Origin of the sequence: Pseudomonas sp. MWU13-3659, assembly GCF_023757525.1 — a bacterium.
Taxonomy (GTDB): Bacteria; Pseudomonadota; Gammaproteobacteria; order Pseudomonadales; family Pseudomonadaceae; genus Aquipseudomonas; species Aquipseudomonas entomophila_E.
On sequence record NZ_JAMSHW010000008.1, the window covers coordinates 49,114 to 63,320 of the forward strand.

The window sequence follows — 14,207 nt, forward strand, 5'->3', positions numbered from 1 at the left end:
GGCGTCAGCACAGGGACGTTCAACATTGGAGCAAGGAAGGAGTTGCGATGGCTGTTATTCAAGGAACCGCAGGGGCCGACAACCTGGTCGGCACCGCCGCGGATGACCAGATCTATGGGCGCGCCGGCAACGATGTGATCGATGGCGGGGCGGGCAACGACACGCTGTTTGGTGGTGATGGCGCCGACCGGCTGATCGGTGGGGCGGGGATCGACACGGTGTCCTATGCCGATTCGACGACGGGCATCACGCTTGATTTCAAGACCGGTGCGCATACCGGGTTCGCCGCAGGCGACACCTTCGAAGGCATCGAGGTTTTCCGCGGTAGCGCCGTGGGCGACCGTTTCGTCAGCGATGCCACGGCGCACACCTTCGAGGGTGGCGGCGGCCTCGATGTGCTGGACTACTCGGGCTCCGCGCAGGCGGTCAACATCACCATCGACAACACCGGGCGTGGCACCGGCGTTGGCGGCGATGCCCAGGGCGACGTGTTTACCGGTATCTCCACGGTGATCGGTTCGGCGCTCAATGACACGTTCACCTCGTCGGCCTCCCTCACGTTGCAGGGCGGAGCGGGTAACGACGTGTACTACGTGTACGGTGGCGCGGCTGTGTACGAACTGGCCGGTGGCGGCTATGACGAGGTGCGCACCAACCAGACCACCTATCGCCTGACCAACGAAGTCGAGGCGCTGACCTTCGTCGGCACTGGCAACTTCACCGGCTATGGCAACGCCAGCAATAACGTGATCACCGGCGGCGCCGGCAACGACCTGCTGTTCGGCGGTGCCGGTGGCGACCGCTTTGTCGGCGGCGCGGGTGTCGATACCGTGTCCTATGCCGACAGCAGCACGGGCATCACCCTCGACTTCAAGACCGGCCAGCACACCGGGATTGCGGCGGGTGACACCTTCGAGGGCATCGAAGTCTTCCGTGGCACGGCCGTGGGCGACCGTTTCGTCAGCGATGCCACGGCGCACACCTTCGAAGGTGGCGGAGGCCTCGACGTGCTGGACTATTCGGGCTCCGCGCAGGCGGTCAACATCACCATCGACAACCTCGGTCGTGGCACCGGCGTGGGTGGCGATGCCCAGGGCGATGTGTTCACCGGCTTCACCACGGTGATGGGCTCGGCGTTGAACGACACCTTGACCTCGACGGCCTCGCTCACCCTGCAGGGTGGCGCGGGCGACGATGTGTACTACCTGTACGGTGGCGCGGCTGTGTACGAGCTGGCCGGTGGCGGCTATGACGAGGTACGCACCAACCAGACCACCTATCGCCTGACCAACGAAGTCGAGGCGCTGACTTTCGTCGGCACTGGCAACTTCACCGGCTATGGCAACGCCAGTGCCAACGTGATCACTGGCGGTGCCGGCAACGACTTGCTGTTCGGCGGTGCCGGTGGCGACCGCTTCGTCGGTGGCGCGGGTGTCGACATCGTGTCCTATGCCGATAGCAGCACCGGTATCACCCTCGACTTCAAGACCGGCCAGCACACCGGCATTGCGGCGGGTGACACTTTCGAGGGTATTGAGGTCTTCCGTGGCACGGCCGTGGGCGACCGTTTCGTCAGTGATGCCACCGCGCATACCTTCGAAGGGGGCGGCGGCCTCGATGTGCTGGACTATTCGGGCTCTGCGCAAGCGGTCAACATCACCATCGACAACCTCGGCCGTGGCACTGGCGTGGGCGGCGATGCCCAGGGCGACGTGTTCACCGGTTTCTCCACGGTGATCGGTTCGGCGCTCAACGACACCCTGACCTCGACAGCTTCGCTCACGCTGCAAGGCGGCACGGGTGACGATGTTTACTACGTGTATGGCGGCGCAGGTGTGTACGAGCTTGCCGGTGGTGGCTATGACGAGGTGCGCACCAACCAGACCACCTATCGCCTGACCAACGAAGTCGAAGCGTTGACCTTCGTCGGCACCGGCAACTTCACGGGTTACGGCAATGCCAGCGCCAACGTGATCACCGGTGGCGCGGGCAACGACCTGCTGTTCGGCGGTGCCGGTGGCGACCGTTTCGTCGGTGGCACGGGGGTCGATACCGTGTCCTATGCCGACAGCAGCACGGGTATCACCCTTGACTTCAAGAGCGGCCAGCACACCGGCATTGCGGCGGGTGACACCTTCGAGGGTATCGAAGTCTTCCGTGGTACCGCTGTGGGCGACCGTTTCGTCAGCGATGCCACCGCGCATACCTTCGAAGGCGGTGGTGGCCTTGACGTGCTGGACTACTCGGGGTCGGGGCAGGCGGTCAGCATCACCATCGACAACCTCGGTCGTGGCACGGGCGTGGGCGGCGATGCCCAGGGCGACGTGTTCACCGGTATGTCCACGGTGATCGGTTCGGTGTTCAACGACACCCTGACCTCGACGGCCTCGCTCACGCTGCAGGGTGGTGTGGGTGACGATGTGTACTACGTGTATGGCGGTGCAGGCGTGTACGAGTTGGCCGGTGGTGGCTACGACGAAGTGCGCACCAACCAGGCCACCTATCGCCTCACCAACGAAGTCGAGGCGCTGACCTTCGTCGGCACCGGCAACTTCACCGGCTACGGCAATGCCAGCGCCAACGTGATCACTGGCGGTGCCGGCAACGACCTGCTGCTCGGTGGTGACGGCGGCGACCGCTTCGTCGGTGGCGCGGGTGTCGACACCGTGTCCTATGCCGACAGCAGCATGGGCATCACCCTCGACTTCAAGAGCGGCGTGCACACCGGGTTCGCGGCGGGTGACACCTTCGAGGGTATCGAGGTGTTCCGTGGCACGGCTGCAGCCGACCGTTTCGTCAGCGATGCCGCGGCACATACCTTCGAAGGTGGCGGCGGCCTCGATGTGCTGGACTATTCGGGCTCCGCGCAAGCGGTCACCATCACCATCGACAACACCAACCGTGGCACGGGCGTGGGCGGTGACGCCCAGGGCGATGTGTTCACGGGCATCACCACGGTGATGGGATCGTCGCAGAACGACACCTTCACGTCGTCGACCTCGTCCTACCTGCAAGGTGGCGCCGGTGACGATGTGTACATCCTGCATGGCGGCGCGAGCGTGCTCGAGCAGGTCGGTGGCGGCTACGATGAAGTGCGCACGACCTTGGCCAATTATCGCCTGACCAATGAAGTCGAGGCGCTGACCTATATCGGCAGTGGCAGCTTCACCGGCTACGGCAATGCCAGCGCCAACGTGATCACTGGTGGCGTGGGCAACGACCTGCTGTTCGGTGGCGCCGGTGGCGACCGCTTCGTCGGTGGTGCGGGTGTCGACACGGTGTCTTATGCCGATGGCGGCACAGGCATCACCCTTGATTTCAAGACCGGTCAACACACTGGAATCGCCACCGGGGACACCTTCGAAGGAATCGAGGTGTTCCGTGGCTCGGCCGCAGCCGACACCTTCATCAGTGACGCCACTGCCCACACCTTCGAAGGAGGTGGCGGTGCTGACACGTTGGACTACTCGGGCTCCGGCCAGGCCATTGCCATCACGGTCGACAATGCCGGGCGCGGTACTGGTGCCGGCGGCGATGCTGCCGGGGATGTGTTCACCGGTATCACCACTGTCGGCGGTTCGGCTTTCGACGACACCTTTACCACCTGGGCGGCGGCCACTTCGCTGCGCGGTGGTGAAGGCAACGACATCTACTACCTCAATGCAAACGCGACAGTCATCGAGGCCGCGGGTGGTGGCTACGATGAGGTGCGCACGACCTTGGCCAGCTATCGCCTGACCAATGATGTCGAGGCGCTGACCTATCAGGGTTCGGGCAACTTCGTCGGTTATGGCAACGCCAGCGACAACGTCATCACCGGTGGCGTCGGCAGCGACACGCTGTACGGTGGCGCGGGTGCGGACCGTTTCGTCGGCGGCGCGGGCAATGACACCGTTTCGTACGGTGATGCCGCTGGCGGAGTCGGGGTCACCTTGAACTTCAAGACCGGCGTGCATGGCGGCATTGCCGCAGGCGATACCTTCGACAGCATCGAAGTCTTCAGGGGCTCGACCTTCGCCGACGTCTTCGTGAGCGACGGCACCGCGCGCCTCTTCGAAGGGGGCGGTGGCGCTGATACCTTGGACTACTCGACATCCGCCCAGGCGATCACCCTCAACGTCGATAACACCGGTCGTGGCACTGGCGTCGGTGGCGATGCCCAGGGTGATGTATTCACCGGCTTTGCCACGGTGACCGGTACGGCGTTCGCCGATACCTTCACCACTGCATCCGCTGCCACGGCGTTTCGTGGTGGGGCGGGTGACGATGTGTATTTCATCAATGGCAATGCGACGGTGTTCGAGGAGGCGGGTGGCGGCTACGACGAAGTGCGCACCACTCTGGGCAGCTACCGCCTGACCAACGAAGTCGAGGCGCTGACCTACCTGGGCACCGGCAACTTCGTGGCCTATGACAGTGCCAGCGACAACATCATCACCGGTGGTGTTGGCAATGACACGTTCTATGCGGGAGCTGGTGGCGCCGACCGCTTCATTGGTGGTGCGGGCCTGGACACTGTGTCGTACGGCGACAGTGCGATGGGCGTTACCCTGAACTTCAAGACCGGGGTGCATACCGGTGTGGCGGCGGGCGATACGTTCGACAGCATCGAGCGCTTCTCTGGCTCAGGTGCCAGTGATGTGTTTGTCGTCAACGACGACGCCAACTACATCGATGGTGCAGGGGGTGTCGATCTGTTGACGTTCGCCGGCGAAGGTGCTGGCATCACCCTGAACCTCAATGCGACGGGCGCTGACACCTACCTCAACATCGAGAGCTTCGAAGGCTCGGCCTTCAACGACACCCTGATCGGCACCTCGCGCGACGAAAACTTCGTGGGCGGTGCCGGTGCCGACAGCATCAATGGCGGCGCGGGCAAGGACTTCGCCTGGTACGTCAACAGCTCGGCCGGCGTGTCGGTCAACCTCGCCACAGGTGTCAATACCGGCGGCGACGCCGAAGGTGATGTGCTGGTCGGTATCGAAGGGCTGGCGGGTTCGGCCTACGACGATGTGCTCAATGGGGACGTTGGCGCCAACACGATCTTCGGTGCCGAGGGCAATGACGTCATCAATGGTGGCGCGGGGAACGACTTCCTCTATGGTGACGGGATCTATTATGGCGATTTCGGTACGTTCGCCCGCACCGATACCCATCTGATCGCCCAGGCCGACATCATCAATGGTGGCGATGGCGATGACACCATCTATGGTGGCGGCAACGACCTCGGCGGCATCCATCATGGCGATGCGGGCAACGACTTCATCCTGACCGCCAGAGGGACGGCCTATGGGGATGATGGCAATGACCGCCTGGCCGGCAATGGCGTCGGCTACAAGCTGTTCGGTGGCGCCGGCTCGGATCAACTGGCCATGAACGCTGCCGGCTTTGGCGATGGCGGGGAGGGTGGCGACACCTACACCGTCGACTCCTGGGCGCAGGTCTCGATCCAGGACACGGGTAGCGTCGGCACCGACAAGGTCATCCTGAAGAAATTCGAAGCCTTCAGCGATGTCGTGCTCAGCCGCCTGGGCGACGATGCCTACCTGTTCACCAAGGCCAACTGGGAAACCGGCAAGGTCGATTCGGGTGTCAAGCTCGTCGACTGGTATGCCGGCGCCAACACCATCGAGTCGTTCCAGACCAACAACGGAGACACCTTCACCATCACCTGACAGCGAAGTGACGATCGATGACGGCGGGGCGGCCAGCCCTTGCCGTTGACGGCAGTCCGCCGCCGAGATTTTGTCTCTCGCTCGGCGGCTGTTTCAGCAAAGGCCCCGCAAACACGGGGCCTTTGTCATTTCTGCAGCACTTGGCGCGAAACTTGCTCCAAGCACCGCAAAGCCACGGCGAGCGGCAATCGACCGCCCGTGCAGCGGAGGATGACTGTGGACAAGATGCTTTATGTGGCCATGACCGGCGCCAGCCAGAACGCGCTGGCGCAGAAGGCCCACGCCAACAACCTGGCGAACGTTTCCACCAACGGTTTCCAGCGCGACCTCGAGCAGGCGCGTTCGATGCCGGTGTTCGGTGACAGCTTTCCGGCGCGTGCGTTTGCCATGAGCGAGCGCCCGGCCACCGACTTCAGCGCCGGCCCCATGGTCGAGACTGGTCGCGAGCTGGACGTGGCAGTCACTGGCGATGGTTTCATGGCCGTGCAGGCCCCGGACGGCAGCGAAGCCTACGTGCGCACCGGCAGCCTGAACATTGACGCCCTGGGCGTGCTGCGCGCCGGCAACGGCATGGCGGTGATGGGCAACGGTGGCCCGATCGCGATTCCGCCGGAGCAGAAGGTCGAGGTCGGCGACGACGGCACCATCAGCATCCGCGCCATGGGCGAGGACCCGCGGGTGATGGCCGAGGTCGACCGCATCAAGCTGGTCAACCCCGACATCAAGAACATGACCAAGGGGCCGGACGGGCTGATCCACACCAAGAACGGCCAGCCGGCCGACGCCGATGTCAATGTGCGCGTGGTGTCGGGCTTCCTGGAAGGCAGCAACGTCAACGCCGTGGAAGAAATGACTTCGGTGCTGGCGCTGTCCCGCCAGTTCGAGTTGCACGTCAAGATGATGAAAGCGGCCGAGGAAGGCGATCAAGCCATGGCTCGGGTTTTGCAAATCGGCTAATCACATTTGAACGGGTGCCGTAAAACAGGCGCACGAGGAGAACACTAAATGCTTCCGGCTCTTTGGGTCGCTAAAACCGGCCTGTCCGCCCAGGACACCAACCTGACGGTCATCTCGAACAACCTGGCCAACGTCTCGACCACCGGCTTCAAGCGTGATCGCGCCGAGTTCCAGGACCTGCTGTACCAGATCAAGCGCCAGCCAGGCGCGCAGTCCACCCAGGACAGCGAGCTGCCTTCGGGCCTGCAGGTCGGTACCGGTGTGCGTGTCGTCGGCACCCAGAAGAACTTCCAGACCGGCGGCCTGCAGAACACCGAGAACCCGCTGGACATGGCGGTCAACGGCCGTGGCTTCTTCCAGATCCTGCAGCCGGATGGCACCGTCTCGTACACCCGTGACGGTACCTTCCACCTGAACTCCGACGGCCAGATCGTCACCGCCAACGGCTTCGCCCTGGAACCGGCCATCGTCGTGCCGCCAGAAGCGCAGACCTTCACCGTCGGCCAGGACGGCACCGTGTCGATCACCACCGCCGGCAACCCGGCCGCCCAGGTCATCGGCAACATCCAGACCGCCGACTTCATCAACCCGGCCGGCCTGCAGGCGATCGGCAACAACCTGTTCCTCGAGACCGCTGCCAGCGGCGCGCCGCAGGTCGGCACCCCAGGCCTGAACGGCTTTGGCCTGACCCTGCAGAAGACCTTGGAAAACTCCAACGTCAGCACCGTGGAAGAGCTGGTGAACATGATCACCACCCAGCGTGCCTACGAGATGAACTCCAAGGTCATCTCCGCCGCCGACAAGATGCTGTCGTTCGTCACCCAGCAGCTGTAAGCCCGGGTGGCCCGCCTGGCGCGGGCCACTGACCATCCGCTCGCTGTCGCAGCGCCTGTTCCACCGTGAGGTAAGCGTCATGAAACATCTGTTGTCCGTTTTCGCCCTTGGGGGGGCGGTGTTGCTGGCCGGTTGCGTCGCGCCGACGCCCAAGCCCAACGACCCGTACTACGCGCCGGTCCTGCCGCGCACCCCGCTGCCGGCAGCGGCCAACAATGGTTCGATCTACCAGGCCGGTTTCGAGCAGGGGCTGTACACCGACCGCAAGGCGTTCCGGGTCGGTGACATCATCACCATCACCCTCAACGAGCGGACCTCGGCCAGCAAGAACGCCGGCTCGCAGATCCAGAAGAACAGCAAGGCCGACATCGGCCTGACTTCGCTGTTCGGTAGCAGCCCGAACACCAACAACCCGTTCGGCGGCGGCGACCTGTCGCTGGAGGCCGGCTACAGCGGCGACCGCACCACCAAGGGCGACAGCAAGGCCACCCAGGGCAACACCCTGACCGGCTCGATCACCGTCACCGTGGCCGAAGTGCTGCCCAACGGCATCATCGCCGTGCGCGGCGAGAAGTGGATGACCCTGAACACCGGCGAGGAGCTGGTGCGTATCGCCGGCCTGGTTCGCGCCGACGACATCGCCACCGACAACACCGTGCCGTCCACCCGTGTGGCCGACGCGCGCATCACCTATTCGGGCACCGGCTCGTTCGCCGATGCCAGCCAGCCCGGTTGGCTGGACCGTTTCTTCATCAGCCCGCTCTGGCCCTTCTGAGTACGGATGACCATGTTCAACGCTAGGCGGTTGATTGCCGCGACACTCCTGATGTCCTGCGCGTTCGGTGCCCACGCCGAGCGCTTGAAGGATATCGCCAGCATTTCCGGCGTGCGCGCCAACCAGCTGATCGGCTACGGCCTGGTGGTGGGGCTCAACGGCACGGGTGACCAGACCACCCAGACGCCGTTCACCCTGCAGACCTTCAACAACATGCTGTCGCAGTTCGGCATCAAGGTGCCGCCAGGGTCGGGCAACGTGCAGCTGAAGAACGTCGCCGCGGTGTCGGTGCATGCCGACCTGCCGGCCTTCGCCAAGCCGGGCCAGGTGGTCGACATCACCGTGTCGTCGATCGGCAACTCCAAGAGCCTGCGTGGCGGCAGCCTGCTGATGACCCCGCTCAAGGGGATCGACGGCAACGTCTATGCGATCGCCCAGGGCAACCTGGTGGTCGGCGGTTTCGACGCCGAGGGCCGTGACGGCTCGAAGATCACCGTCAACGTTCCGTCGGCCGGCCGAATTCCGGGCGGTGCTTCCGTCGAGCGCGCGGTACCCAGCGGCTTCAACCAGGGCAACAGCCTCACCCTCAACCTCAATCGTCCGGACTTCACCACCGCCAAGCGCATCGTCGACAAGGTCAACGAACTGCTCGGCCCAGGCGTGGCCCAGGCGCTCGACGGTGGTTCGGTGCGGGTCACCGCGCCGATGGACCCGAGCCAGCGCGTCGACTACCTGTCGATCCTCGAGAACCTGGAGATCGACCCGGGCCAGGCGGTGGCCAAGGTCATCATCAACTCGCGTACCGGTACCATCGTCATTGGCCAGAACGTCAAGGTGTCGCCAGCGGCGGTCACCCATGGCAGCCTGACCGTGACCATCACCGAAGACCCGATCGTCAGCCAGCCGGGGCCGTTCTCCAATGGCCAGACAGCCGTGGTGCCTCGTTCGCGGGTCAACGCCCAGCAGGAAGCCAAGCCGATGTTCAAGTTCGGCCCAGGCACCACGCTGGATGAGATCGTGCGGGCGGTGAACCAGGTTGGCGCGGCGCCGAGCGACCTGATGGCGATCCTCGAAGCCCTGAAGCAGGCCGGCGCGTTGCAAGCCGACCTGATCGTGATCTGAGGACGCCACGGATGAATTCGAAGAGCCTGGTGTCCACGCCCGCCGACAGCGGCGCCTACACCGACCTCAGCCGCCTGAGCTCGCTCAAGTATGGTGATCGCGACAGCGACGCCAACGTGCGCAAGGTGGCCAAGGAGTTCGAGTCGCTGTTTGTCAGCGAAATGCTCAAGGCGTCGCGCAAGGCCACCGATGTGATGGCCTCCGAAGACGACCCGATGAACAGCGACACGGTCAAGCAGTACCGCGACATGTACGACCAGCAGCTGGCCGTGAGCATGTCCCGCGAGGGTGGTGGTATCGGCCTGCAGGACGTGCTGGTGCGCCAGCTGTCGAAGAACAAGGCCGTGCACCCCAACACCAGCCCGTTCCCGCGTATCGAGGGGGCGGCGCCGGCGCTGTGGGCCTCGAAGGTGGCGGCGCCGGAGCGCGCCGTCGAGGATGCCGCCGCGCGCAATGATGTGGCTGCACTGAATTCCCGACGCCTGGCCTTGCCGGGCAAGCTGACCGATCGCCTGCTGGCCGGCATCGTGCCATCCGCCGGCAGTGCCGCGGCGACTACCAACAGCGCCTTGCCGCGCCGCGCCGATATTCCGGCCGGTGGCGTGGCCATGCGCGACTGGGCGCCGGCACGCACGTTCGCCGCGCCGGACGCCAAGCTGCAGATCCTCGGTCGCGCGCAGCCGCCGCTGGCGCCGAAGAAAGCCTTCGCCGACAGCGACGCCTTCGTCGCCACCATGCTGCCGATGGCCGAGCAGGCCGCCAAGCGCATCGGCATCGACCCGCGTTACCTGGTGGCCCAGGCCGCGCTGGAAACCGGCTGGGGCAAGTCGGTCATGCGCAACCCCGACGGCAGCAGCAGCCACAACCTGTTCGGCATCAAGGCCACCGGCAGCTGGCAGGGCGGCGAGGCGCGGGCGATCACCAGCGAGTTCCGCAACGGCCAGTTCGTCAAGGAAACGGCGGCGTTCCGCTCCTACGACAGTTACCAGGACAGCTTCCACGACCTGGTCAGCCTGCTGCAGAACAATTCGCGCTATCAAGATGCGGTGAAGGCTGCCGATAAACCAGAACAATTCGTGCGAGAGCTGCAGAAGGCCGGTTATGCCACCGACCCGAACTACGCCAGCAAGATCTCGCAGATCGCAAGACAGATGAAGTCGGAACAGAGCTACGCAATGCTCGGTACCACCACGCAACTTTAAGGGCAGGGAACCATGGCGAGTTTGATCAATATCGGTATGTCGGGCCTGGGTGCCGCCCAGTCCGGGATGTACACCCTGGGTAACAACATCGCCAACGCCGATGTCGAAAGTTACTCTCGCCAGCAGATCGTCCAGAAGACCAAGGGTAGCCAGCAGACCGGCCAGGTGTTCATCGGTACCGGCACCACGCTGGCCGACGTGCGCCGGGTGTACAACTCGTTCCTCGAGAACCAGCTGCGCACCACCACCTCGCTGTCCTCCGATGCGTCCTCGTACCTGAACCAGGTCGCGCCGCTGGACAAGGCCCTGTATGGCAACGACACCGGCATCACCGCCGCGTTGAAGAGCTTCTTCACCGCCGCCCAGGACGCCTCGGCCAAGCCCACCGAAGATGCCTCCCGCCAGTTGCTGCTGACCAGCGCGCAGACCCTCGCCAAGCGCTTCAACGCCTTGTCGGCGCAGATGAACCAGCAGAACAGCAACATCAACTCGAACATGAAGTCGATCGCCGACCAGGTGAACAATCTCACGTCCACCATCGCTAGCTACAACCAGCAGATCGTGAGGATGTCGGCCATCACCGGCCAGCCCAACGACCTGCTCGACCAGCGCGACGGCGCGGTGCGCGAGTTAAACAAGTTGATCGGCGTGGACGTGGTCGAGCGCGAAGGCAACTACGACATCTACCTGAAGAACGGCCAGTCGCTGGTGCTGGGCACTGGCACGCAGACGCTGGAAACCGCGCCCAGCCCGACCGACCCGACGCGCATGAGCCTGGTGCTCAACCGCGGCAGCACCAAGATGGACATCACCGACAGCACCACCGGTGGCGAGATGGGCGGCCTGATCCGCTACCGCAAGGACACCCTCGACCCGGCCCTGAATGAGCTGGGGCGGGTTGCCCTGGTCGTGTCTGACGCGATCAACAGCCAGCTGGCCCAGGGTATCGACAAGAATGGTGAATTCGGTGCGCTGCTGTTCGGCGACATCAACAGCGCCAAGGCCATCAGCGAGCGCAGCGTGCCCAAGCTGGGCAACAACCCGGCCACCGGCAACCTGAACGTGACCATCAAGGACACCGGCAAGCTGTCGACCAACGACTACCAGGTGACCTTCACCAGCGCCACCGGCTACAGCGTGCGCCGGTTGCCCGACGGCAAAGACATGGGCAACTTCGACCTAAGCACCAACCCGCCGCCGGTGATCGATGGTTTCAGCCTGGCACTCAATGGCGGCGCCCCCAGTGTCGGCGACAGCTTCAAGATCACCCCGACGCGCAACGCCGCCGGGACCATCGACTCGACGCTCACCGACCCCAAGCGCCTGGCATTCGCAGCGCCGCTGACCGCCGTCAACGGTTCGGGCAACAAGGGCACCGGGCAGATCACCCAGCCCACGCTGACGTCCAAGCTGGACATCTACGACGCCACCCAGCGCAGCGACTTGCAGGCCGGCCTGAAGTACTCGACCCCGGTCAAGCTGGTGTTCGGCAACGAGACCTCGCCCCAGGCGTACACGATGTTCGACGCCCAGGGCAACAACATCGGCAGCGGCACTATCGTCCCTGGCCAGAACAACAAGCTGCAGTTGTCCGTACCGATGGTCGATGGCAGTGGCAACCCGATCAATGACGCCAGTGGCGTGCAGAAGAAGTTCAACTTCGAGATGGACATCACCGGCGCGCCGAAGAACGGTGACAGCTTCACCGTCTCGTTGACCGGCTCCGGCTCGGCGGACAACCGCAATGCCCAGTCGGTGATCGGCCTGCAGACCAAGTCCACGGTCGAGGTGGGGGCCGACGGCAAGGGCATCAGCATGACCGATGCCTACGCCAAGCTGGTGTCCAACGTCGGTGGCAAGGCCTCCCAGGCGAGCATGGACGCCGACGCCACCAATGCCCTGCAGGCCTCGGCGCTGGATAGCCGCAATACCGCGTCCGGTGTGTCGGTCGACGAAGAGGTCGGCAACCTGGTCAAGTTCCAGCAGTACTACACCGCGTCGTCGCAGATCATCAAGGCGGCCCAGGAAACCTTCGCCACCTTGATCAACAGTCTTTAAGGAGCCGTAGATCATGCGCATCTCCACTTCGCAGTTCTACAACACCAGCAGCGCCAACTACCAGCGCGGCTTGGCCAACACGGTCAAGAGCCAGGAGCAGTCCAGCGACGGCATTCGCGTGCGTACCGCCGCCGACGATCCGGTCGGCGCTGCGCGCCTGCTGCAGCTCGAGCAGCAGCAGAACATGCTCGACCAGTACAAGGGCAACATCACCAACGTACGCAATGCCCTGGGCACCAGCGAAGCCACCCTCAACTCGATCGGTGCCGTGTTGCAACGGGTCAACGAGCTGGCGGTCACTTCCGGCAACGCCGGTTTCACCGACGCCGACCGCAAGGCCAACGCCTCCGAGCTGGCGGCGCTGGAAGAGCAGCTGTTCTCGCTGATGAACAGCAAGGACGAGAACGGCAAGTACCTGTTCTCCGGCTCCAAGGGCGACACCCAGCCGTATGTCCGTAACAGCGATGGTTCCTACAGCTACCAGGGCGACCAGAGCCAGCTGAAGCTGCAGGTGGGTGACATGCTCAGCCTGGCCGCCAACGAGACGGGCTACGATGCGTTCGAGCAGGCGCTGAACACCAGCCGCAGCCAGACCAAGCTCACCTCGCCAGCCGTGGACGATGGCCGTGTCAGCCTGTCCAATGGCCAGGTTTCCGGCAGCGTTGCCTACAACGACCGCTTCCGCAGCGGCGAGCCGTACAGCGTCCAGTTCACCAGCAGCACCCAGTACAAGATCCTCGATGCCAGCGGCAACGACGTGACGCTGGAGGCCAGCCAGGGCGGAAACTTCGACCCGAAAGGCGTGAACACTTCGGTGTCTTTCCGTGGCGTCGACCTGCGCCTGAAGATCGACTTCAAGCCGGGTGACGAAGCCAACCCGGACGCCGCCATTGCCGGCCACACGTTCACGCTGCAGTCCAAGCCGGACACAATCACCGGCAGCCGCAGCCCGGGCAACAGCTCCACGACCCAGGTCACCGGTGCCAGCATCACCAACCAGGCGCAGTACAACGCCTCGTTCCCAGGCGGTGGCGCGGTGCTCAAGTTCACCAGCCCGACCGACTTCGAGCTGTACTCGGCGCCGATGTCGGCCAACAGCCGGCCGATCTCCACCGGCACGCTGTCGGGCACGACCGCCACCGCGTCCGGCGTGAGCTTCCAGCTGTCCGGCGCGCCGGCCGCGGGTGACTCGTTCGGGGTCCAGGTGGACACCCACCAGACCCAGAACATCCTGCAGACCATCAGCCAGTTGCGCACCGCGCTGTCCGTGCCGATGGACAAGGACCCGGCAGCCCGCCAGAACTTCCTGGCCTCCCTGGACTCGGCCATCGGCAACGTCGCCAGTGCGACCAACCAGGTGGCTTCGTCGATCAGTTCCATCGGTGGTCGCGGCCAGGCCCTGGACATCCAGGCCGAGACCAACGAGGCGCTGAGCACCGAAAATACCAAGACCCAGAGCTCGATCCGCGAGGTCGACCCGGCGACCGTGATGTTGCGCCTGCAGATGCAGACCAACATGCTCCAGGCTTCGATGCAGTCCTTTGCCAAGATCGCCGGCTTGTCGCTGGTCAACTACATCTGAAT

Annotated in this window: 8 protein-coding genes; all 8 read left to right on the plus strand. The window is 64.3% G+C overall.

What is annotated here, in order from left to right; all coding sequences use genetic code 11:
- The first annotated feature begins 47 nt into the window (after positions 1–47).
- Entirely contained in the window at positions 48–5,675 is a 5,628-nt protein-coding gene (locus tag NGM28_RS12290; RefSeq protein ID WP_252090368.1) for a calcium-binding protein, read from the plus strand.
- A gap of 216 nt (positions 5,676–5,891) precedes the next feature.
- The gene (gene flgF, locus NGM28_RS12295) at positions 5,892–6,632 is read left to right on the plus strand and encodes a flagellar basal-body rod protein FlgF (RefSeq protein ID WP_252090372.1); all 741 of its coding nucleotides are present in this window, start codon (positions 5,892–5,894) and stop codon (positions 6,630–6,632) included.
- A 48-nt stretch (positions 6,633–6,680) separates the two neighbouring features.
- A complete protein-coding gene (gene flgG / locus NGM28_RS12300) occupies positions 6,681–7,466 on the plus strand; it encodes a flagellar basal-body rod protein FlgG (protein WP_213657743.1) in 786 nt (261 codons plus the stop codon).
- Positions 7,467–7,545: 79 nt separating this feature from the next.
- The gene (gene flgH / locus NGM28_RS12305) at positions 7,546–8,241 is read left to right on the plus strand and encodes a flagellar basal body L-ring protein FlgH (protein WP_240064284.1); all 696 of its coding nucleotides are present in this window, start codon (positions 7,546–7,548) and stop codon (positions 8,239–8,241) included.
- A gap of 12 nt (positions 8,242–8,253) precedes the next feature.
- Positions 8,254–9,363, plus strand: coding sequence for a flagellar basal body P-ring protein FlgI (locus tag NGM28_RS12310; protein WP_430624195.1), 1,110 nt, complete (start codon positions 8,254–8,256; stop codon positions 9,361–9,363).
- Between the two features lie 11 nt (positions 9,364–9,374).
- Complete coding sequence (gene flgJ, locus NGM28_RS12315; protein WP_252090374.1) at positions 9,375–10,565, plus strand: flagellar assembly peptidoglycan hydrolase FlgJ; 1,191 nt, start codon at positions 9,375–9,377, stop codon at positions 10,563–10,565.
- A gap of 12 nt (positions 10,566–10,577) precedes the next feature.
- Positions 10,578–12,623: a flagellar hook-associated protein FlgK gene (flgK, locus tag NGM28_RS12320; protein WP_240064281.1), complete on the plus strand. Its 2,046-nt coding sequence runs from the start codon at positions 10,578–10,580 to the stop codon at positions 12,621–12,623.
- Positions 12,624–12,636: 13 nt separating this feature from the next.
- A complete protein-coding gene (locus NGM28_RS12325) occupies positions 12,637–14,205 on the plus strand; it encodes a flagellar hook-associated protein 3 (protein ID WP_240064280.1) in 1,569 nt (522 codons plus the stop codon).
- The last annotated feature ends 2 nt before the right edge of the window (positions 14,206–14,207 follow it).